18 protein-coding genes and 1 other RNA gene are annotated in these 21,841 nt (G+C 72.2%); 10 read left to right on the top strand and 9 right to left on the bottom strand.

Annotated features, from left to right (window positions below; genetic code table 11):
* Position 1 precedes the first annotated feature (1 nt).
* Entirely contained in the window at positions 2–1,333 is a 1,332-nt protein-coding gene (locus tag A6A06_RS15840; protein ID WP_242440754.1) for a multidrug effflux MFS transporter, read from the bottom strand.
* Positions 1,334–1,516: 183 nt separating this feature from the next.
* A complete protein-coding gene (locus A6A06_RS15835) occupies positions 1,517–3,121 on the bottom strand; it encodes an alkaline phosphatase D family protein (RefSeq protein WP_073762192.1) in 1,605 nt (534 codons plus the stop codon).
* A 274-nt stretch (positions 3,122–3,395) separates the two neighbouring features.
* Here A6A06_RS15835 and A6A06_RS15830 point away from each other — a divergent pair, with 274 nt between their 5' ends.
* From A6A06_RS15830 to A6A06_RS43920, 6 genes are all read left to right on the top strand, one after another.
* Positions 3,396–4,319, top strand: a complete 924-nt coding sequence (locus A6A06_RS15830; protein ID WP_073761811.1) for a DUF4429 domain-containing protein — start codon at positions 3,396–3,398, stop codon at positions 4,317–4,319.
* Between the two features lie 48 nt (positions 4,320–4,367).
* Positions 4,368–5,252, top strand: coding sequence for an SDR family oxidoreductase (locus A6A06_RS15825; protein ID WP_242440753.1), 885 nt, complete (start codon positions 4,368–4,370; stop codon positions 5,250–5,252).
* Between the two features lie 246 nt (positions 5,253–5,498).
* The gene (locus tag A6A06_RS15820; RefSeq protein WP_079194034.1) at positions 5,499–6,566 is read left to right on the top strand and encodes a trypsin-like serine peptidase; all 1,068 of its coding nucleotides are present in this window, start codon (positions 5,499–5,501) and stop codon (positions 6,564–6,566) included.
* A 411-nt stretch (positions 6,567–6,977) separates the two neighbouring features.
* Positions 6,978–7,865, top strand: a complete 888-nt coding sequence (locus A6A06_RS15815) for an SAM-dependent methyltransferase (protein WP_073761810.1) — start codon at positions 6,978–6,980, stop codon at positions 7,863–7,865.
* Positions 7,866–7,915: 50 nt separating this feature from the next.
* Entirely contained in the window at positions 7,916–10,162 is a 2,247-nt protein-coding gene (locus tag A6A06_RS15810) for an ArnT family glycosyltransferase (protein WP_079194032.1), read from the top strand.
* A gap of 202 nt (positions 10,163–10,364) precedes the next feature.
* Positions 10,365–10,442, top strand: coding sequence for a 50S ribosomal protein bL37 (locus tag A6A06_RS43920; protein ID WP_370443954.1), 78 nt, complete (start codon positions 10,365–10,367; stop codon positions 10,440–10,442).
* A gap of 81 nt (positions 10,443–10,523) precedes the next feature.
* On the opposite strand, the gene A6A06_RS15805 is transcribed toward A6A06_RS43920, so the two are convergent.
* Entirely contained in the window at positions 10,524–11,024 is a 501-nt protein-coding gene (locus tag A6A06_RS15805) for a peptidylprolyl isomerase (RefSeq protein WP_073761809.1), read from the bottom strand.
* Between the two features lie 169 nt (positions 11,025–11,193).
* On the opposite strand from A6A06_RS15805, the gene A6A06_RS15800 reads away from it, so the two are divergent.
* A complete protein-coding gene (locus tag A6A06_RS15800; protein WP_073761808.1) occupies positions 11,194–11,658 on the top strand; it encodes a hypothetical protein in 465 nt (154 codons plus the stop codon).
* A 143-nt stretch (positions 11,659–11,801) separates the two neighbouring features.
* Here the strand turns inward: A6A06_RS15800 and rnpB are convergent.
* Positions 11,802–12,202, bottom strand: an RNA gene (rnpB, locus tag A6A06_RS15795) — RNase P RNA component class A.
* A gap of 214 nt (positions 12,203–12,416) precedes the next feature.
* Here rnpB and A6A06_RS15790 point away from each other — a divergent pair.
* Entirely contained in the window at positions 12,417–13,088 is a 672-nt protein-coding gene (locus A6A06_RS15790; RefSeq protein ID WP_242440752.1) for a hypothetical protein, read from the top strand.
* Here A6A06_RS15790 and A6A06_RS15785 read toward each other — a convergent pair.
* Positions 13,075–14,538, bottom strand: a complete 1,464-nt coding sequence (locus A6A06_RS15785; RefSeq protein ID WP_073761807.1) for an RNB domain-containing ribonuclease — start codon at positions 14,536–14,538, stop codon at positions 13,075–13,077. The two genes, A6A06_RS15790 and A6A06_RS15785, sit on opposite strands and share 14 nt — an antisense overlap.
* A gap of 137 nt (positions 14,539–14,675) precedes the next feature.
* On the opposite strand from A6A06_RS15785, the gene yaaA reads away from it, so the two are divergent.
* Positions 14,676–15,473: a peroxide stress protein YaaA gene (gene yaaA / locus A6A06_RS15780; protein ID WP_073761806.1), complete on the top strand. Its 798-nt coding sequence runs from the start codon at positions 14,676–14,678 to the stop codon at positions 15,471–15,473.
* A gap of 166 nt (positions 15,474–15,639) precedes the next feature.
* Positions 15,640–16,293 carry a bifunctional 4-hydroxy-2-oxoglutarate aldolase/2-dehydro-3-deoxy-phosphogluconate aldolase gene (locus A6A06_RS15775; RefSeq protein ID WP_073761805.1) on the top strand — a complete coding sequence of 218 codons (654 nt, stop codon included), beginning with the start codon at positions 15,640–15,642 and terminating at the stop codon, positions 16,291–16,293.
* 77 nt (positions 16,294–16,370) lie between these two features.
* Here A6A06_RS15775 and A6A06_RS15770 read toward each other — a convergent pair whose 3' ends face one another.
* From A6A06_RS15770 to A6A06_RS15755, 4 genes are all read right to left on the bottom strand, one after another.
* Entirely contained in the window at positions 16,371–18,422 is a 2,052-nt protein-coding gene (locus A6A06_RS15770; RefSeq protein WP_073761804.1) for an alkyl/aryl-sulfatase, read from the bottom strand.
* A 469-nt stretch (positions 18,423–18,891) separates the two neighbouring features.
* Positions 18,892–20,085: a bifunctional RNase H/acid phosphatase gene (locus A6A06_RS15765; protein ID WP_073761803.1), complete on the bottom strand. Its 1,194-nt coding sequence runs from the start codon at positions 20,083–20,085 to the stop codon at positions 18,892–18,894.
* 3 nt (positions 20,086–20,088) lie between these two features.
* Positions 20,089–20,832 carry a zinc ribbon domain-containing protein gene (locus A6A06_RS15760; protein WP_199930931.1) on the bottom strand — a complete coding sequence of 248 codons (744 nt, stop codon included), beginning with the start codon at positions 20,830–20,832 and terminating at the stop codon, positions 20,089–20,091.
* The gene (locus A6A06_RS15755; protein WP_073761802.1) at positions 20,829–21,695 is read right to left on the bottom strand and encodes a Nif3-like dinuclear metal center hexameric protein; all 867 of its coding nucleotides are present in this window, start codon (positions 21,693–21,695) and stop codon (positions 20,829–20,831) included. Before A6A06_RS15755 ends, A6A06_RS15760 begins: the two co-directional genes overlap by 4 nt.
* Between the last annotated feature and the right edge of the window lie 146 nt (positions 21,696–21,841).

The following is a 21,841-nucleotide window of genomic DNA, read 5'->3' as shown; positions in this document are numbered from 1 at the left end:
TTCAGAGCCTGGTCCTCTCGCCGGTTCCGGTGGCGGTCTCCCCCCTACGCTGCCACGGGCGGCACAGTCCCAGGAAGCTCAGCAGCGCCAGTACGCCACAGGAGAGCTGGACGACCGCCATCGGTACGGCGGTGTGCTCACCCGCGATGCCGACCAGCGGCGAGGCGACGGAGCCCAGGAGGAAGGTGGAGGTGCCCAGCAGCGCCGAGGCGGAGCCCGCCGCGTGCCCGGAGCGCAGCAGCGCCTTGGTGTTCGCCGACGGCATGACCAGGCCCATCGCGGACATCAGGACGAACAGCCCGGCGGCCATCGGCCACAGTCCGACGTCGCCGAAGACGCCGCCGGCCATCAGCAGCAGCGCCGTGGCGGCGGCGGTGATCACGCTCAGGCCGATGCCCAGCACCACGTCCAGGCTGACCCGGCCGACCAGCACCTTGCCGTTGATCTGGCCGACCAGGACCAGGCCGACGGAGTTGACGCCGAACAGCAGGCTGAAGGTCTGCGGGGAGGCGCCGTAGATCTCCTGGATCACGAACGGTGACGCGGAGATGTACGCGAACAGCGCGGCGAAGGCGAACGCGCCGACGATCAGATAGCCGGAGAAGGACCGGTCGGCGAGGAGCGAGCGCATGGTGTGCAGGGCCTCGCCGAGGCCGCCGGAGTGCCGGCGCTCGGGCGGCAGCGTCTCGTGCAGGCGGCGCCAGACCAGCAGGGTGAGCAGGATGCCGACCACGGTCAGCACGACGAAGACACCGCGCCAGTCGGTGATCCGCAGGATCTGCCCGCCGATCAGCGGTGCGACGACGGGGGCGACGCCGGAGATCAGCATCAGGGTCGAGAAGAAGCGGGCCATCGCCACGCCGTCGTACAGGTCGCGGACCACCGCCCGCGCGATGACGATGCCGGCCGCGCCCGCCAGGCCCTGGAGCAGGCGGAAGGCGATGAGCAGTTCGGCGTTGGTGGCCAGGGCGCACAGCGCGGTGGCGATGACGTAGATCACCATGCCGGCGAGCAGCGGGCGCCGGCGGCCCCACTTGTCGCTCATCGGACCGACGACCATCTGTCCCAGGGCCATGCCGGCGAGGCAGGTGGTCAGGGTGAGCTGGACGGTGGCGGCCGGGCTGTGCAGCGCGTTGGTGACCTCCGGCAGGGCCGGGAGGTACATGTCCATGGAGAGCGGCGGCACCGCGGTCAGGCCGCCGAGGATGAGAGTGACGAGCAGGCTGGTGCGGCGGGACGCGGCGGGCACCGCCGCCACGTCCCGCTCGGCTATCGGAACGCTGTCCTGGGGCTCCGTCGTTCCGGTGCCGGGGTCCGTCATGAGTGTCTCCATGGATGATTGATGGCCTGACCATGGTGTCATGCACGGAACGGGCTCCGGCGCGCTTCGGGGCGGGACCTTGGAAGGGGGTCCCACGACCTCGGAACGGGGTCTCGGGACCTAGGACCGGCGGCCGGGACCGGCAGCCCGGGACCGACGGCCGGGGGATCATGCCCGGCCACCGGCGTGCGGACCTCAGGCCGGCTTGAGCCCCGGGCTGCCCGCCTCGGACACGAACGACCCCGCCGTGATCACCGGCGCGCCCGGCTTCGTCACCGCCGACACCGTGCGGAAGTCGGCGCGCGCCTTCTCCCGGTCCAGCGTGACGGTCACATACCCGCGCCGGCCGTTGTAGAACTTCATGTGCGGGTTGGCGGCCATATAGGTGCCCCAGTTGGCCGGTCTGTCCGCGCCGTCCTCGCCGCTCGCGATCGACGTGGTCACGAACTCCACGCCCGCGGTACGCGACTTCTCGTCCCGGAAGTCCCGCTTGACGTCGAACGCGTAGTGCACGTGCACATCCCCGGTCAGGACGACGAGGTTGTCCACGCCCGCCGCCTCCGCCCCCTTCAGCACCCGCTCGCGGGAGGCCGGATAGCCGTCCCAGGAGTCCATGCTGACCTTGTAGCCGGGGCCGGTGGCGTTGCGCCGCTCGGAGAAGGTGACCTGCTGCGGCAGTACGTTCCACAGCGCCGAGGAGGACTTCCAGCCGTCGGCGAGCCAGCGCTCCTGCGCCGTGCCGGTCAGCGTGCGGGCGGGGTTCGTGGACTCGGGGCCCGGGGCGTGCCAGCCGTCGCCGTACGCCTGGTCGGAGCGGTACTGGCGGGTGTCGAGAACGTCGAACTGGGCCAGCTGCCCGTAGTGGACACGGCGGTAGAGGCGGGCGTCCGGGCCGTTCGGGCGCTGGGGGCGGCGCAGCGGCTGGTTCTCCCAGTACGCGCGGTAGGCGGCGGCCCGGCGCAGCAGGAACTCGCCCTTGGGGGCGTCGTCCTCGCTGACGTCGTCGGCGTAGTTGTTCTCCACCTCGTGGTCGTCCCAGGTGACGATGAACGGATGCGCGGCGTGCGCGGCCTGGAGGTCGGGGTCGGACTTGTAGAGCGCGTACCGCAGCCGGTAGTCCTCCAGCGTCACCGTCTCGCGGTTGAAGCGGGCGGGCAGCTTGCGGTCGGTGTACTTGCGGGCGCCGCCGACCGCGTCCACCGGGTACTCGTACAGGTAGTCGCCGAGGTGGAAGACGACATCGAGGTCCTCGGCGGCCAGGTGCCGGTACGCGGTGAAGTACCCGTCGTGGTACGCCTGGCAGGAGACCGCGCCCAGGCGCAGCCCGGTGTTCGCGGCGCCGCGCGCGGGCGCGGTGCGGGTCCGTCCGACCGGGCTGATCCAGGTGCCGGCGCGGAAGCGGTAGTAGTAGACGCGGTCCGGCGCGAGGCCGGTGGCCTCGATGTGCACGGCGTGGTTGAACTCCGGGTGCGCCTCGGCCCGCCCGCGCCCCGCCAGGCGCCGGAACTTCTCGTCGTACGCGACCTCCCAGCGCACCGTGACACGGGCCTGGGGCATGCCGCTGCCCGGCTCGTACGGCTTCGGGGCGAGCCGGGTCCACAGCACGACGGAGCCGGGCAGCGGGTCGCCGGAGGCCACACCGAGCGTGAAGGGGTTCTCGGTGATCTTCCGGGCGTCGGCCTCGGCGGCGGCGTACGCGACGCCGGTGCCCGGCAGGTTGGCCGCGAAGGCCAGCGCCGCGGCGGCCCCGGTACCGGTGAGGAAGCGGCGCCGGGCGAGCTGTGCCGCCGCGGCCCGCATCTCCTGCGTGTACGGGGCGCCCTGCGGCCCCTGATCGGGCCGTGCGTCCTGCTCGTACTGACCTTGACGGGCCATCTGCCCCTCCCTGGACTGGTGTTGTCACCAGCGATTGGAGGGGCGGGGGACGGCGTTCCGCTGTCCCGCTTCCGACGCACACATGACAAGCGGATGATGTCTGCGCCCGCATCGGACGCCGCCGGACAATCACGGCGGCCCGGCGGCCCCGGAGCCCGGCCCTTCCGCCACCGGAGCGGCGTTTCCGTAGGATTCGGGCATGGCTGAACTGATGGTGCGCGACGGCACGTGGTCCTTCGACGGCGACCGGGTGTGGATCGTGCCGGGGCAGGAACGGAGCGTGCACCGGCTGCGGCAGGACCTCGGCGAGACGTCCGTACCTCTGGAGGCGCTGGCGGGCATCGCGTACGAACCGGCCCGCAAGGGCGGCCGGTTGCGCCTGCGGCTGCGGGACGGCGCCGACCCGCTGCTGTACGTCACCGGCGGCGGCCTGCCGGACGACGCCAGCCCGTACCAGGTGGCCGTGGACCCGGACCGGACCGGCGTCGCCGAGTACTTCGCCGACGCGGTGCGCCAGTCCCTGCTCCTCGACCAGGTGATGACCGGGCCCACCGACCGCTACCTGCTGCCGGGGCCCGCCGTACCGCTGTCCGCCGCGGGCGTGGACGGCGTCGCGACCTTCGACGGCGAGCAGGTGCACATCGACTGGCGCTGGACCACCAGCGAGAGCAAGAAGCACGGCGGCGCCCGGGACTTCGCCCTCGCCGACCTGGCCGGGGTGGACTGGCGCCCCGCCTCCGGCCTGGAATCCGGCTATCTGCGCTTCCGGCCGAAGGGCGTCGTGACGAAGCTCAAGCCGGAACACGACCCGAACGCCATCGAACTGTGGGGCTTCAAGAAGGAGAGCGGCCGCACGGCGCTGCTCGCCGCGGCGGTCGCGGCGCGGCTGCCGCACCCGTCGGCCGGGCCCGCGCCGTCGGCGGGCGCGGTGGCCGGGACGACGGACGCCCCGGCCCTGAAGGCAGCGGCGCGCACGGGCGGCGGAAGCGGCGAGGAGGGCGCCGACGTACTGCTGCGCCGGCTGCGCGAGCTCGGGGAACTCCACCGGGAGGGCATCCTCACCGCCGAGGAATTCGCCACGGCCAAGGCGGCGGTGCTCAAGGACTTCCACGGGGCGGGGTGACGGGGCGCCGTTCCGCCGGGCGGCCGCCCCGCGCCCTACCCTTCCGCCATGACGACACCCGACACCGCCGCCGCTCCCCGCACCGACGCCACGCCCGCGGCCGTTCCCGCGCCGACCGCCCTGATCACCGGCGCCGGCTCCGGCATCGGCCGCGCCGTCGCGCTGGCCCTCGCCGGGGCCGGCTGGTCGGTGGTGCTCGCCGGGCGGCGCGCCGACGCCCTGGAGGAGACCGCCCGCCAGGCGGAGCGGCACGCGAGCGGTCTGCCGGGCGGGGGCGGTCTGGCGGGCGGGAGCGGCCTGCCGGGCAGGGGTGGCACCGCGCCGTCCGACGGCCCCGCCGCCCTGTGCGTCCCGGCCGACGTGACCCGCCCCGGCCAGGTGGACGCCCTCTTCGCCGCCGCGCGCGACCGCTTCGGACGGCTGGACCTGCTCTTCAACAACGCCGGTACGTTCGGCCCGCCCGTACCGCTGGACGAGCTGACGTACGACGCCTGGCGCACGGTCGTCGACGTCAACCTCACCGGCGCGTTCCTCTGCGCCCAGGCCGCCTTCCGCGCGATGAAGGAACAGGACCCGCGCGGCGGCCGCATCATCAACAACGGCTCGGTCTCCGCGCACGCCCCGCGCCCGCACTCCATCGCGTACACCGCCACCAAGCACGCGATGACCGGCCTGACCAAGTCGCTCTCCCTGGACGGGCGCCCGTACGACATCGCCTGCGGCCAGATCGACATCGGCAACGCGGCCACCGAGATGACGGGGCGGATGCAGACCGGCATCCTCCAGGCCAACGGCACCACGGCGGCCGAACCGGTGATGGACGCGGCGGACGTGGCCCGCACGGTCCTGCACATGGCGCAGCTGCCACTGGCGGCGAACGTGCAGTTCGCGACGGTGATGGCGACGGCCATGCCGTACGTCGGCCGGGGCTGACCGTCGGCCGGACGCACCCCCGGACGCACTCCGGACGCCCCCCCGGGCCACCGCCCGGCCATCAGCCCGTCACCGACCGGCTTCCGGACTTCCCCGCGTCACGCTCCTGACAGACGGCGCGTCCGGTGGGACTCTTCCTGACGCACGTCCATCCGCACCGCTCATCTGCCGGGCCGCGGAACCCGCGGTCACGTAGTCGACGGCCGCGCGGTTCGCCACCACGCGGCCCCGCAGAAGGAGTCACGCGTGAGACGAATCGTCAGCACCTCCCCCGGCGCCCGCCGGCGCGGCGTGTCCCGTGCCGTCGCCGGTACCCTGACCGCCGTTGGCGCCCTGCTCGTCTCGGCGCTCCAGGTCGGCCCGGCGGTCGCGACCGATGCGGCCGGTACGTCCGGCGCATCCGGCACATCCGGTACGGACACGGCCTCCTCCGCGGCCGGATTCTGGACGGCGGAGCGGATGCGCGAGGCCACCCCGCTGGACCTGCTGTCGGCCGGGACCGAAGCTCCGGCGAAACGATCCGGCGCCGCAGCGGACACGGCCGCCCCCACGGCCCGGCACAGCCCGGAACGCACCGTACGTCCCAGCCTCCCCAGCACCACCACACCCGCCCCCGCGCCCGCCCTCAAGTCCTTCCCGCAGGCAGGCGGCCCGTGGACCGGCGGCGGCGCCGTGACCAACACCGCGGGACGGGTGTTCTTCACGTACCAGGGCCGCAGCGCCTCCTGTTCGGGCAACGCCGTGACCAGCGCCAACAAGAGCACGGTGATCACCGCCGGGCACTGCGTGAAGCTGAACGGCGCCTGGCACACCGACTGGGTCTTCGTGCCCGGCTACCACGACGGCCAGGCCCCGTACGGCAAGTGGGCCGCCTCCAAGACGCTCGCCACGCCACAGTGGACCGCGAGCGAGAACATCAACTACGACATCGGCGCCGCGGTCGTCGCCCCGGTCGGCGGGCAGCAGCTGACCGACGTCGTCGGCGGCCAGGGCCTCGCCTTCAACACCGGCTACAACAAGCCGATGTACGCCTTCGGCTACCCCGCCGCCGCACCGTACGACGGCAGCAAGCTGATCTACTGCAGCGGCAACACCATCAAGGACCCGCTGTTCTCCACGGACCACGGCCTGTCCTGCAACATGACGGGCGGCTCCAGCGGCGGCCCCTGGTTCACCACGTTCAACGAGGCCGACGGCACCGGACTGCAGTCCTCGGTGAACAGCTTCGGCTACACCTTCCTGCCCAACACCATGTTCGGGCCGTACTTCGGTGACGACGCCGAGAACCTCTACGACGAGGCGCAGTCGAGCTGACCCCGCCCGGCCCCGGGCCGGCACCGGCCCGGCGCCACACACCGTCCGGAGGAGTGCGCCCGCAGGCCACCCCTCCGGACGGCAGGCACCGCACGGGGTCGGTCCCCGGAGCTCTCATTTCCGGGTCGGCGCATCAATTCACGCACACATGATGAAGAACCCGGTATGCCCGGAGCGGCATTCTCACGCTCTTCATGCCCTTCTCATGGAAAACTCATCGACGCCGGGCCACCAGGCACAATTACACCGGAGCAGCACTCCAGGGCGGATCTTGAATTCCCTGTCCGATTCTTTTCCTCACGGAATATATGACACCCGCTCCGGGCTTTCCGGTGCTAGCGTCCAATGAGCAGAAGTGCACTCCGTGCTCACTGATTCCTTGCCCGACCACCCGTCGCCGAGGGGACCCCCATGACCGTGACTGACAGCAGTGCGAGCAATGGCCCGGCGCCCGCTCCCGAAGAAGTCGGCGCGATGTACGACCGGTTCGGCGACCTGCTCGCCATGGTGCTCGGCAGCAGCGCCCTGCACGTCGGCATGTTCGTCCCGCACGGCGAACGGACCGGGGTCACCTCCCTCCTCGGCCTGTCCGACCTCGCCCAGGACCGGCAGACCGACTACCTCGCCGACATCCTGGCCGACGGCCTCCCGCCGGACGCCCGCCTGCTCGACATCGGCTGCGGCACCGGCGGCCCGGCGATCCGGCTGGCGCAGCGCACCGGCGGCCGGGTCACCGGCATCACCGTCAGCAACGAGCAGCTCGCCCGGTGCGAGGAACGGCTGAGCGCCACCACCGGACTCGGCGACCGGGTCGACTACACCTACGGCAACGTGATGCAGCTCGGTTACGCGGACAACTCCTTCGACGCGGCCTGGTCCATCGACTGCTTCGCCCACCTGTCGGACCGGCCCGCCGGACTGCGCGAGGCCCTGCGCGTCCTGCGGCCCGGCGGCCATCTGCTGATGACCGAGTTCACCCGGCGCGGCGCCACCGTCCCGCCGGAGACTCAGGCTTTCACCCAGTTGTGGACGAGCCCGCCGCCCACCACCTTCGCCACGCTTTCCGGCGAGGTCGAAGAAGCCGGTTTCCGCATCGCCCGCATACAGAACATGACATCGAACATCGCACTGTGCGGCGAGCTGATGTACGTGCTCTACAAAGAACAGCGCGACGCCATCGAGCAGCGTTTCGGAAAAGAAGCCACCGCCCACACCGACCCGCTGATGGAGCCGTTCCGCACGTACTGCCGGCACCACGTCGACTATTACCTGCTGCTGCTCGGCAAGCCGGAGAGCTGAACCGGGCCCGGCAGCCCCGCCCGCACCGAACCGAGAGCTGACTTCCCCCTATGTTCGCCAAACTGCCCTTCAGCCTGCCCGTTTCCCGGCCCGCACCAGCCACCGCCGCCCCCATCGTCCCCACCACTCCCCCGGCCCAACGCGGCACCACGTCCGCCCCCTTACGGCCCGCACCGGACCGGCGCCCGCGCCGCCGCCGGGAGTTCTGGCGCTCCCCCGAAGGCCAGCCCCCCTGGTCCCGCCCCGCCCTGCTCGGCATCGCCGCCCTCGCCGCACTCCTCTACGCCTGGAACATCACCACCAGCGGCCTCGCCCCCTACTACTCCGTAGCCGCCCGCAGCATGACCGAAAGCTGGAAAGCCTTCCTCTTCACCGCCTACGACCCCTCCGCCACCATCACCCTCGACAAAATCGGCGGCTTCCTGTGGCCCCAGGCCCTCTCCGCCCGCCTCTTCGGCTTCCACGACTGGGCCCTGACCCTCCCGCAGTGCATCGAAGGCGTCATCTCCGTCCTCGTCCTCCACCGCGTCGTACGACGCTGGCAAGGCCCCGCCACCGCACTCCTCGCCGCCGCACTCCTCACCCTCACCCCCGTCACCGCCTCCCTCTTCGGCCACGCCATCCCCGACGCAGCCCTCCTCATGTGCCTGCTGCTGGCCGTCGACCGCTACCAACTCGCCGTACGCGGCGCCCGCTTGCGCTCCCTGGTGTGGGCCGGTGTGTGGGTGGGACTGGCCTTCCAGGCCAAGATGATGCAGGCGTGGCTCATCGTCCCCGCCCTCGCCGTCGGCTACCTCGTCACCGCTCCCGTCACGGTGCGCGCCCGGCTCGGTCACGTACTGACCGCGGGGGCCGTGCTGTTCGCGGTGTCGTTCTCGTGGGTGCTGATGATGACGTTCACGCCGAAGGACGTACGCCCGTACGCGGACGGCTCGACGAACAACAGCGCACTGTCGATGGTCTTCGAGTACAACGGCTTCAGCCGCCCGGCGGACAGCGGACCGGGAGGGCCGGGAGGGCCGAGCCGGGCCGGAGCGCCTCCGGGCCCGGCCGCCGCCAAGAAGCCCCCCGGGAGTCCAGGCGGAGCCGACAGCCCAAGCGGAGCCAACGGAGCCAGCAGCCACAAAAGCACCAGTGGAACCAGCAGCACCAAAAACACCAATGACACCAACACAACCCGTGGTACCGCCACCGGCCGCAAAATGGTCAGCCTCGGCAGCGAGAAGAACACCTGGTACAAGCTGCTCACCTCCCGCTTCGCGCCCCAGATCGGCTGGCTCTACCCGCTCGCCCTGATCGGCCTCGTCCTCGGTCTGGTGCTGCGCGGCAGGCGCCCCCGCACGGACCGGCTGCGCGGCGGCCACCTGATGTGGGGCACCTGGCTGCTGACCACGGCCGTCGTACTGAGCGTGGTCGACATCCCGCACACCGCGTACGTGGCGGGCCTGGCCCCCGCGCTGGCCGCACTGGCCGCCGCCGGAGCCGTGACCCTGTGGCGGGTCCACCGCGCCGCCGCCGGCAGGCCGACGCGCTTCCTGCTCCCCCTGACCCTCGCCGCACAGGCCGCCTGGGCCTCATCCGTCGCCGCCCGCCACCCGGATTTCGCTCCCTGGCTCCTCCCCGTGATCATCACGGCGGCGCTCGTCGGCGTCCTGAGCCGCCTGTCGTACGGCCGCGCCACCGGGCGCCGCCTGCGCCCCGTCGGCCTCACGGCCCTGACCGCCACCTGCGTCGCCCTGTTCGCCGCCCCGGCCGCCTGGTCGGTGTCCGTACTGGACCAGCGGTACGCGGGCTCGTCGTTCGAGGCACACGCCGGGCCGGGCGGCCAGAACGCCACGGCGGGCGCACCGGGCAGCGCGGTCTACGGCGGCGCGGGCGGCGCTTCGTACGACATGTCGCAGGCCCCGCTGACCGCCGCCCAGAAACGCCTGCTGGACTACGTGCGGCGGCACAACGGCAACGCCACGTACACCCTCTCGGCGGACGGCGGCTGGGCACGCTCCCGGGCCATCACCCACACCGGCCTCCCCATCCTGCCGCTCGGCGGCTTCGCCGGGATGGCCACGTCGTTCACCCTCGCCCAGTACCAGCACCTCGTCGCGTCCGGTCAGCTGCGCTTCGCCCTGCTCAACCCCACCGCCTCCGCAGGCGGCGGCCCCTCCGGGCCACCCTCCGAGACGGCGAGGATCAACGCCTGGGTCCGCTCGACCTGCACCAAGGTCGACCCGAAGGCGTACGCCGCCCCCTCCGACCCCACCCTCCCCGAACCCCTCTACAACTGCACCCCCGCCCCCTGACAAACCCCCTAACCAACCCCTCTCCCTTCCTCCCCTCCGTACCCTCCCTCCCCCTCCCCTCGTTCACCGTGATGTGTCTCACGAGACGTGTGGTGTCCCACGGGACGGGTATCCGGCCCCGGGACCACAGGGCAGACCACCGCCATGAAATGGTAGAAATGCGGAGGAAACCCCTGTGAACCCCCTGAGGAGAGGAGACGACATGTCGTCGAAGCGACGCCGTAAGAAGAAGGCACGCCGGAAGAACGGTGCCAACCACGGCAGCCGTCCTCAGTCCTGAGCGGCCACGCCCGCACACACGTGAAGACCCCCGGGACACCGTCCCGGGGGTCTTCACTGTCCTCTCGGCGCTACGAACCCGTTACGCGGCGTCCACGACGCCCGAGGACGCCACCTCGATCTTCGCGGAGGTGGCACCCGAGCGGGAGCCCAGCCCCTCGATCTTCTTCACCAGGTCCGAGCCCTCGACGACCTCGCCGAAGACCACGTGCGCACCGTCCAGCCACGGCGTGGCCACGGTCGTGACGAAGAACTGCGAGCCGTTGGTGTTCTTGCCCGCGTTCGCCATGGACAGCAGGAACGGACGGTCGTGCTTCAGGTCGAAGTTCTCGTCCGCGAAGCGGTCACCGTAGATGCTCTTGCCGCCGGTGCCGTTGCGGCGGGTGAAGTCGCCACCCTGGAGCATGAACTCCGGGATGACCCGGTGGAACGGCGAACCCGCGTAGCCGAAGCCGTGCTCGCCGGTGGCCAGCTCACGGAAGTTGCGCGCGGTCTTGGGCACGACGTCGTCGTACAGCTTGAAGACGATACGGCCCGCGGAGGCGCCGTCGATGGTGATGTCGAAAAATACGTTGGAACTCATAGAACCCATCCTTCCACTTCCCCCACCCACCCCGCCGCCCCAGGTCAACGCCACCCGTCAGCTCAAACCGGAATCGGACCCGGCGGGCCATTCGAACGCATGACCTATGATCATCCCGCGCCTGCTGTCGCGCAGGCGCTTCGGTTCCGCTTCAGGAGTCCCTTTGACCATGCACAAGTCTCGCGCCGCCGTCGTTCTCGGGGGCGTGGCCGCCTCCACCCTGCTGACGATCAGCACCGCCTCCGCCGTGACCTTCGAACATGATCGTGGCACCAAGTCGCAGCCCTCGGGCGGCTATGTGCGGTGCATAGCGACCTCGCGTGGCCAGGGATGCTTCCAGCCGGGTGGCGACTGGATCTACGTCCTCGACACCAAGAAGGACGGACTTTCCGCCGTCGTCGTCTGGCGGATAGTCGAGGGCCCCAGCCAGCACACGAAGCGAGAGGGCGCCGTCTGGAACACCGCCGGCTCCAAGAACGGGGGCACGTGGCGTTACAAGAACAAGAACTTCCCCGAAGGGCGCAACATCGACTTCCAGGTGTGTGCGGGGAATTGGCGCTCCAAGAACATCCAGAGCAGCACCTGTTCCGCGTACAAGCGCATGCGGACGGATGAAGTGTCTCCGGGTGCGTGACCAAGGAGCCCCGTACAGCCGCTGAACAGCGCAAAAGAGCCTACGAGCTACGCCTTCTCAGGGCTCATTTCCGGGGAGTTCCGGTTCCGGTTCCGGCTCCGGTGCAGGTCACCCCACCTTCCTGCCGAAGCGGGAAGGTGGGGCGGACGAGTCGGCCTGTACGCCGGGTTTTGTCGCCGAGGGGCCTTGCGGCCCGTCGGGAGACGGCCATCCATCTAGGGCTGTCGTTGCCGGCAGCCTCGTGCGGTCTACCCGCGGACTCGGGCGGGCAGCCCTCGGTCGTCCGCGCAGAAACACCGGGGTGTTTCCTCTTGACCTTGCTCCGGGTGGGGTTTACCTAGCCCTCCGAGTCGCCTCGGAGGCTGGTGGTCTCTTACACCACCGTTTCACCCTTACCGGCGCCTTGCGGCACCGGCGGTCTGCTTTCTGTGGCACTGTCCCGCGGGTCACCCCGGGTGGGCGTTACCCACCACCCTGCCCTGTGGAGCCCGGACGTTCCTCGGGAGGATGCGGTGCATCCCCACGCGGCCGTCCGGCCGGCTCGTCCGCCGTGCGGACCATGGTACCTCCCGGCCGGCTGAGGCTTGACCTTGTCGCGGGGGCAACGTTTCTCATGGCTGTATGAGGAAGCTGGGAGTCCTCCGGAGCGCTGCGGGAGACTTGCGCGAGAGGGAGGAGCGGGAGTGGGAGCGGGAGGGAGCGGGGGCTTGGGCTTGGGCTTGGGCTTGGGTTACGGGGCTGTCGGGAGGGGGGCCGAAATGGGCGGTAAGGGTGCCGAGGTCGGGAGCAAAGGGCGGCGGCTGCTGGCGTATGAAGGGCGGTGGATGGCCAGCCTGGGGCTTTGGGTGTCGCGGCGGCGGCACGGTGTGGGGGCCGGGGAGCGTGCTCTCGGGTACGCGCGGGCGCAGGCGCCGTTGTTGTACGGGTTCATGTTCGTGTGCGTCGTGGAGGCGGTCGGCGCGGAGTTCCTGCTCGCGAAGTTGCCGGTCGCGCGCTGGATCATGCTGGTGCTGGACGTCTACACCGTGCTGATGGTGGTGGGTTTCCAGGCCGCTGCCGTGACCCGGCCGCACGTCGTGGGGCCGGACGGGCTGCGCGTACGCAACGGGGCCCGGATGGACGTGTGGATACCGCTGGAGCGGATCGCGTCCGTCCGCTACGACCTGCGTTTCCCGAAGGCGGAGACGGCCGGGCGGGAGGCCCAGGAGCGGGACGGTGTGCTGGAGCTGGCGGTGGCGGCGCAGACCTGTGTCACGGTCGAGCTGACCGAGCCGGTCACCGCCGTCAAGCTGCTGGGGCAGCGACTGGAGGTGCGTACCGTCCGGTTCCACGCGGATGAGGGGCGGGCCGCGGTCGCCGCCGTACGGGATCTCCTCGCCCGGCAGAAGGAGGCGGAGGGCGAAGGCGGAGAGCTGGTCACGCCGGTGTGAAGCGGACCGGGGTGTGGCCGGGGTCCGCTTCCGTGAGGCGGACCCGCAGGCTACGGCCCAGCGGCAGCTCCGGGACCTGCTCGCCGCCGTCGACACGGCCGATCACCGCCGGGTCGTCCAGGTGCACCGTGCCGCGGTCCGGCCGCTTGTCCTGGACGTCGATCACGTATCCGTCGAAGACCTCGCCGAGCCGGTCCTGCATCAGGGCTGCCTCGACGAGGTCGACGCATTCCCGTTCGACCAGGTTGGCCCGGCGGCCGCCCTCCGCCATCTCGCCGGGCAGGGCGGGCAGGGCCGTACGGACCCAGTCCGGCGGTTCCTTGCCGGCCGCCGCGGCCAGGCACAGTTCGGCGCCGTAGCGGTCGGCGAGGCGGCGCAGCGGTGCGGTGACGTGGGCGTACGGGGCGGCCACGGCGGCGTGCCGGGCGTGTTCGGGGGTCGGCGGGTCGCCGTCGAAGACGGTGTGGCCGGCGCCGCGCAGCAGGGCCGTGCAGTCCTGGAGGAAGGCGGCGTGCGTGGTGCGGGTGGGGTCGAGGGTGCGGATGAGGGCGGCGTACGAGGTGTGGGGCGGCCAGTCGACGCCGAGGGCGCGGGCGGTGCGGCGCAGGCGGGCGACCGCGCCGTCCGGGGCGGTGGGGAGCGTACGCAGGACGCCGGTGCCGGAGGCGAGCATCAGCTCGGCCGCGGCCATGCCGGTGAGCAGGGAGATCTGGGCGTTCCAGGCGTCGGCGGGGCGGGGTGCGCGGTAGGCGAGGGTGTAGCCGTCCGGGTGCTCGACGATCTCCTGCTCGGGGACGTTGAGGGAGATGCCGCCGCGTGCGGCCTCCAGGTCCTCGCGGAGGCGGCCGATGTCGCGCAGCAGGGTGAGCGGTTCCTCGGCGGCGCCGGAGTCGATGGCGCGCTGTACGCCTTCGTAGTCGAGCCGGGCCCGCGAGCGGACGAGGGCGCGGCGGACGTCCGTCGAGCGCAGGGCGCCGTCCGCGTCGAGGTCGAGGCGCCACAGGACGGCGGGGCGGTCCTCGTCGGGGAGCAGGCTGGCGGCGCCCTCGCCGAGGACGGGCGGGTGCAGGGGGACGTGTGCGTCGGGGAAGTAGAGGGTCGTCACGCGGCGGTGCGCCTCGGCGTCCAGGGCACCGCCGGGGGTGACGAAGGAGGCCACGTCGGCGATGGCGTAGTCGACGCGGAAGCCGCCGCCGGGGCGCCGGGACAGGTACATCGCCTGGTCGAGGTCCATCGAGCCGGGTGGGTCGACGGTGAACAGCGGGATGTCGGTCGCGTCGGTGGCGGCCGTGTCGGCGGGCGGGTGCGGCCAGCGCGCGGCGCTGTCCGCCTCCGCCTGCGCGGACAGCGGGAAGGACCGCGGGATGTCCAGCCGCGCCCGCAGCTCCCGCAGCGCGGCACGCACGGGGGCCTCGGCTGCGGCGGTCACGCGGAGGTGGCGGCGGGGCATGTTTTTGAGCGTAGGGCGGTTGGGGGGCGGGGGCACGTCAGGGTGGCTCGGGGGCGGGCCCCGTATCGCCGTGCGGGCCGCCCTCTCCGTGAACCGTAAAGTGGCGGGGCCAGTGCACAGAGGGTGAGGAGAAGCGCGTGCTCGTGTTGTTGCCGCCGTCCGAGGGGAAGGCCGCGTCCGGGGGCGGCGAACCGTTGGATCTGGGGGCGCTGTCGCTGTCCGGGCTGGGTCCGGCGCGGGAGACGGTGCTCGACGAGCTGGTCGGGCTGTGCTCGGCGGACGGGCCGAAGGCGCAGGAGGTCCTCGGGCTGAGCGACGGTCTCAAGGGCGAGGTCGCGAAGAACGCCGGTCTGCGCGAGTCCGGGACGCGGCCGGCCGGGGAGATCTACACGGGCGTGCTGTACGACGCGCTGGGGCTCGCCACGCTGGACGCGAAGGCGCGGCGCCGGGCCGCGTCGTCGCTGCTGGTGTTCTCGGGGCTGTGGGGCGCGGTACGGGTCGGCGACCGGATCCCGTCGTACCGCTGCTCGATGGGGGTCAAGCTGCCGGGGCTGGGCGCGCTGGGCGCGTACTGGCGTACGCCGATGGCCGAGGTGATGCCCGCGGCCGCCGGGGACGGGCTGGTGCTGGACCTGCGGTCGGCGGCGTACGCGACGGCCTGGAAGCCCAAGGGCGAGGTCGCGGGCCGTACGGCGACGGTGCGGGTGCTCCAGTCGAAGATCGTGGACGGGGTGGAGAAGCGGTCGGTGGTCAGCCACTTCAACAAGGCGACGAAGGGCCGGCTGGTGCGTGACCTGCTGACGGAGGGGCGGGCGCCGGAGGGCCCTGCGGAGCTGGTCGAGGCGCTGGGCGATCTCGGGTACGTGGTGGAGGCCGAGGCGCCCGCGAAGGCGGGCAAGGCGTGGGCGATCGATGTGGTGGTGAAGGAGCTGTAGGGCGCAGGGGCTGTGGGGCGCAGGGACTGTAGGACGCAGGAGCTGTACGGCGCAGGAGCTGTACGGCGCGGTCCGGGGCGGTCCCTTCTCCGGGCCTTCGGCACTCCCTCCCCACGCGTTGCAGCATTCGCAACGACCGTTGCGGATGATGTCAGGCGGGCGCACTATGGGCTCCGTGACTAGCGCCGCTCCCTCCCCCGCCGCCCCGTCCTCCGTGCTGGACCTCGCCCCGGTGATCCCGGTCGTGGTCCTCGACGACGCGGCCGACGCCGTCCCGCTCGCCCGTGCGCTCGTGGCGGGCGGGCTGCCCGCCATCGAGGTGACGCTGCGTACGGCCGCCGCCCCGGAGGCGATACGGGCCATCGCCGACGCGGTCCCGGAGGCGGTCGTCGGCGCGGGCACGGTGCTGAGCCCCGCGCACGTGGACACGGCGGTCGCGGCGGGCTCCCGCTTCCTGGTGAGCCCGGGGTGGTCGCCGCGGCTGCTGGCCGCGATGACGTCCAGCGGCCTGCCGTTCCTGCCGGGCGTCTCGACGGCGTCGGAGGTGGTGACGCTGCTCGACGAGGGCGTGACCGAGATGAAGTTCTTCCCGGCGGAGGCCGCGGGCGGCACGGCGTACCTGAAGTCCCTCGCCTCGCCCCTCCCCCGGGCCCGGTTCTGCCCGACCGGCGGCATCGGCCTGTCCTCGGCCCCCGACTACCTCGCGCTGCCGAACGTGGGCTGCGTGGGCGGTACGTGGATGCTGCCGGCGGACGCGCTGCGCGACCGGGACTGGGGACGGGTGGAGCGACTGGCCCGCGAGGCCGCGTCGCTGCGCTGAGGCAACGGCGCGGCCCGGCGGGCGGGTACTTCGGGCGCTACGGCCCTACGGCTCTACGGCTCTACGGCTCTACGGCTCTACGGCGTGACGATCGGGAACGACGGGTCCGGCACCGTCAGGTAGCCGAAGACGGTGTCCGCCGCCGCCAGGTCGTCGACCTGGACGGCGCCGCTCGTGACGGCCGCGTCGAAGTTCTGCTGGAACAGCGGGCCCGCCAGGAGGACCGAGTCGAAGGCCGCCCTGGTCAGGGTGATGGTGGCCTGCGGCTTGCCCGCGTACAGGTCCTTGCCCGCCACGTACACCAGGACGCCGTTGCGCAGCGTGCTGGTGCACTCCTGCCCGGTGTCCGTGAAGTGCCACTGGAGCACGATCGCGGCCCGCTGCTCCCGCGCCGCCGTCGGCCCGTCCACGCTGCGGGCCAGCGCCGCGAAGACCTGCTCCAGGGTCATGCTGTGGACCAGGTCGGGGGCGCCCGCGCTGGCGGGCCGCTGCGGGCCGCTGCGCAGTTCGTCCGCGCCGGTCAGGAAGAAGTTGCGCCACGGTCCGTTCTCGGCGCCGTAGCCGAGCTGGGTGAAGGTCTTGATCTGGAGGGCCTTGGCGTCCTTGGCGGCCTGTTCGGAGACGGTGGCGGGGTCGGCGAAGATGACGTGGTCGAGCAGTTCGACGACCCAGCGGTACGCCTGCGGGTCGCCGTCGTGGCTGTCGTACGTCTCCTGTGCCTTCTGTACGACGGCCTCGGCGCCGCCCATCGCCGCCACGTACCGGGTGCCGGCCTCGGTGGGCGGCAGGTTCCACAGGCGGGCGGGATTTCCGTCGAACCAGCCCATGTACCGCTGGTACACGGCCTTGAAGTTGTGGCTGAGCGAGCCGTAGTAGCCCTGGGTGTACCAGTGTTCGGCGAGACCGGCCGGCAGGTGCTGGAGTTCCTCGGCGATCTCGCTTCCCGTGTATCCGCGGTTGATGAGCCGCAGGGTCTGGTCGTTGAGGTAGGCGTACATGTCCCGCTGATTGCTGAGGAATTCGAGGATGCTTTCCTTGCCCCAGCGCGGCCAGTGGTGCGAGGCGAATTCCACTTCGGTCTGCTCGCCGAAGGTCTGGATCGCGTCGGTGAGGTATGTCGCCCAGGCGTGCGCGTCCCGTACCTCGGCGCCGCGCAGGCTGAGGATGTTGTGCAGGGTGTGGGTGGCGTTCTCGGCCATGCACAGGGCCCGCAGCTCGGGGAGGTAGATGTTCATCTCCGCGGGCGCCTCGGTGCCGGGCGTGAGCTGGAAGAGCAGCCGTACGCCGTCGATGACGCGGCGGTGCAGCCCCTTCCGCCACGGGATGACGTCGGCGGGCGACCAGTCGTCGCTGGTGACGGCCTGGGCGGCGCCGATGGAGTCGGTCGGCGGCAGGAGGGTGACCTCGCCGGTGGAGACGGTCAGTCCCAGCCCCGAGCCCACCTGGGCGTGCGGGGACTTGTCGAGGTTCGCCGCGTACATGTACTCGGCGCGGCGCGACATCGCGGGGCCCGCGTAGACGTTCTCGCTGACGGCGTGCTCCAGGAACCCGTCGGGCGCGATGACCGGCAGCCCGTCGGGCACCTCGTCGTTGCGCTCCGCAAACAGGCCGCGGGCGCCGCCGAAGTGGTCGACGTGACTGTGGGTGTAGATCAGCCCGACGACCGGGGTCCGGTTACCGGTGGTGTCGCGGTACAGCCTGAGGGCGGCCTGCGCGGTCTCGTAGCAGGCCAGCGGGTCGATGACGATGATCCCGCTGTCGCCCTCGATGATCGTCATGTTGGACAGGTCGTAGCCGCGTACCTGGTAGACGGCCCGGGAGGAAGAGGAGACGACCAGGAAGAGCCCGGCCGTCGCGGTGAGCGTGCCCTGGCGCCACAGGCTCGCGTTGACCTCGGCGGGCGGCTGTTCACCGCCGTCGGTGAGGAAGTCGTAGGCCGCGAAGTTCCAGACCGGCTTGCTGCTGTCCGTACGGGAGTAGACCGCCGGGACGTCGGGCGGCGCGAGCAGCTGCCGGTTCGCGTCCTCGAAGTCCTGCGCACCGTCCGCCGGGGAACCCTCCGCGGCCTTCCGGTTGGCCTCCGCCACGGACGGGGAAATCTCGACGGGCTCGGTGTACTCGCTGGGCATACCAACCTCCGTACGGGCATGCGGAATTCACGCATGTGGTGAGGGAAAAGGCGCTGATCGCGCCGTGGTGTGCGAGTGACGCTATGAAACCGGTGTACGGGTTACAAGGAACCAATCAAGCCAGCAGCGTGAACCGGCCCCGCTCCGGAGAAAAGCGCAGGGATCACGCCAGATAAAAGGGGCCGGAAAGGAGGGGACGGGCGGCCGGAAGTGCTACGGAAAGGGTCCGGAAAACCGGGCCGGCGACGCGGGAACCGGGCCGCGGCCCTTTGCGGGCGTACGGGCGGGAGGCCGGACGCGGCGATGCCCGCCCGGAGGGCGACGGGGCGACGCCCGCCCCGGAGGGCGACGGGCGGGCGCCCGCCCCGATACGGGCAGGGCGTCCCCCGCCCCGCCCGCGATCACCTGCGAACGTTCCGTACGCCCCCGTACGCCCCCGTACGCCCCCGTACCCCCTACACCCGCGACATCAGCGCAGATGCGCCGTCTCGTTCAGCAGCCGTACCGACGCGTTCCCATCCGTGTAGTACGCGACGGCCGACAGCGACGCGGCGGAGAGTTCCATCCGGAACAGCGACTCCGGCGGGGCGCCGAGCGCCAGCCGTACCAGTGTCTTGACCGGGGTGACGTGCGTGACCAGCAGCACCGTGCGGCCCGCGTACCGGGCCAGCAGCTTGTCGCGGGAGAGGGCGACGCGGCGGGCGACCGAGGCGAAGGACTCGCCGCCGGTGGGTGCCGCCCTGGCGGAGCCGAGCCAGGCGGCGAGGTCCTCGGGGTGGCGCTCCTGCACCTCGGCGAAGGACAGGCCCTCCCAGGCGCCGAAGTCGGTCTCGCGCAGGCCCTCGTCGACGCGTACGTCCAGGCCGAGGCGGGCCGCGACGGTCTCGGCGGTCTGGCGGCAGCGCTTGAGGGGCGAGCTGACGACGGCCTGGACGGTGCCGCGCGCGGCGAGCGCGGCGGCGACCGCTTCGGCCTGCCGGTGGCCGGCCCCGGACAGCTCCGGGTCGGAGCCGCCGCTGCCGGAGAACCGCTTCTGCGGGGTCAGCGCGGTCTCGCCGTGCCGCAGCAGGACGAGGGTGGTCGGTGCGCCGAGGTCGGCCGGCGCCCAGCCGGCCGGCGGCGCCTTCGGCCCGCCGTCCGGCACGGCCTCGGCGGCTTCCGCCGCCTCGTCGGCCGCGCGGGCCGCGGCACTGCGCGCGCCGCCGCCCGCGTCGAGTTCGGCCCGGGAGTCCCGCGGCTCCCACTGCCGGCCCGCCTTGCCCGCGTCCATCGCCTCGTTGGCGAGCCGGTCGGCGTGCTTGTTGCGCTCGCGCGGGATCCACTCGTACGTCACCTGCTCGGGCGGGAAGACGGCCCGCGCCTCCGCCGCCAGCGGCCGCATGTCCGGGTGCTTGATCTTCCAGCGCCCGGACATCTGCTCGACGACCAGCTTGGAGTCCATCCGCACCCGGACCTCGGCCTCCGGGTCCAGCGCGTGCGCGGCGCGCAGGCCGGCCAGCAGGCCCCGGTACTCGGCGACGTTGTTGGTCGCCGTACCGATGTACTCGGCGGCCTCGGCGAGCGCCTGGCCGGTCTCCGGGTCGATGACGACCGCGCCGTAGCCCGCGGGCCCCGGGTTGCCCCGGGACCCGCCGTCGGCCTCGACGATGAACGTACGGGCCATGTCCTACAGGCCCGAGTCGGGCGTGCGCACCAGGATGCGGCTGCAGTTCTCGCAGCGCACGACCTTGTCGGCGGGCGCGCTGCGCACGTCGTTCAGCTCGGTGATGTCCAGCTCCAGGCGGCAGCCCTCGCAGCGGCGCTGGTAGAGGCGGGCGGCGCCGAGGCCGCCCTGCTTCTCGCGCAGCCGGTCGTAGAGCTTGAGCAGGTCGGCCGGGATGTCGGCGACGGTCAGGGCGCGCTCCTTGCGGACCGTGTCGGCCTCGCCGTCGATCTCGGCGTACGCGGCGTCCCGGCGGGCGGTGGCGTCGCCGACCTTGGCCTGCACGGACTCCACGCGGCCGGTCAGCTCGGTGACGCGCTCCTGGGCGGACTCGCGGCGCTCCATGACCTCCAGGACGACGTCCTCCAGGTCGCCCTGGCGCTTGGCGAGGGAGGCGATCTCCTTCTGGAGGTTCTCCAGGTCCTTGGGCGAGGTGATGGCGCCGGAGTCCAGGCGCTGCTGGTCGCGGGCGGCGCGCTGGCGCACCTGGTCCACGTCCTGCTCGGCCTTGGTCTGCTCGCGGGTGGTGTCGCTCTCCTCGGTCTGCGCGGCGACGAGCAGGTCGCGCTGCTGGGTGAGGTCGCCCTCCAGGGTCTGGATCTCGGCCAGCTCGGGGAGGTTCTTGCGCTTGTGCGCGAGCTGGCTGAGCCTCACGTCCAGGGCCTGGACGTCGAGGAGGCGGATCTGGTCGGCGGGCGCGGCGTTCAGCGGGGGGCTCCTGTGGTGATTGTCGGGGTCGTGCGGGCGTCGGACGCCGCGTGGGCGGTCCAGGGGTCGGTGACCGTGCGCGAGAGGTGGGTGCGCAGGTTCCAGCCGTGCCGGTCGGAAATCTCGTCGAGCTGGGCCGCGGCCTGTTCGCACCAGGGCCACTCGGTGGCCCAGTGGGCGGCGTCCAGCAGCGCCAGCGGGCTCTTCTGGGTCGCCTCGGAGGCGGGGTGGTGGCGCAGGTCGGCGGTGAGGAACGCGTCCACGCCCGCCGCCCGTACGTCGTCGAAGAGGCTGTCGCCGGAGCCGCCGGAGACGGCGACCGTGCGGATCGTGCGGTCCGGGTCGCCGGCGATCCGGACGCCCTGCGCGGTGGCGGGGAGCCGGGCGGCGGCGTACGGGCCGAACTCGGCGAGCGTCATCGGGTGCGACAGCTCGCAGATCCGGCCCAGGCCGCGGCGGCCGTGCGGGTCGGTGTCGTCCGGCACCAGCGGGCGCAGGACGCGCAGGTCCAGGGCGCCGGCCAGGGCGTCGGAGACGCCGGGGTCGGCGGTGTCGGCGTTGGTGTGCGCGACGTGCAGTGCGATGTCGTTCTTGATCAGCGTGTGCACGACGCGGCCCTTGAAGGTGCCGGCCGCGACCGTGGTCGTACCGCGCAGGTAGAGCGGGTGGTGCGTGACGAGCAGGTCGGCGCCGAGCCGGACCGCCTCGTCGGCGATCTCCTGCACGGGGTCGACGGCGAACAGGACCCGGCGCACCTCGGCGTCCGGATCGCCGCAGACCGTGCCGACGGCGTCCCACGACGCGGCCTGCGCGGGGGGCCAGAGGGCGTCGAGCGCGGCGAGGACTTCAGACAGTACGGGCACGGGTGGAAGGTTACCTCCCAGCGGTGCCCGTGTGCCGGGCCGCTGCGGGCGGCGGCGGGTGCCGCGCTGCCGGCCGTCCGGCTCCGCGGAGCACAGCCACCCCGCACGCCTCAGGCGAACCGGACATCCGCCACCCTTTTGCGTGA

Source organism: Streptomyces sp. CB02923, from assembly GCF_001905005.1.
In the GTDB taxonomy this organism is placed as follows: domain Bacteria; phylum Actinomycetota; class Actinomycetes; order Streptomycetales; family Streptomycetaceae; genus Streptomyces.
This window is presented reverse-complemented; position numbering and strand designations above follow the sequence as displayed.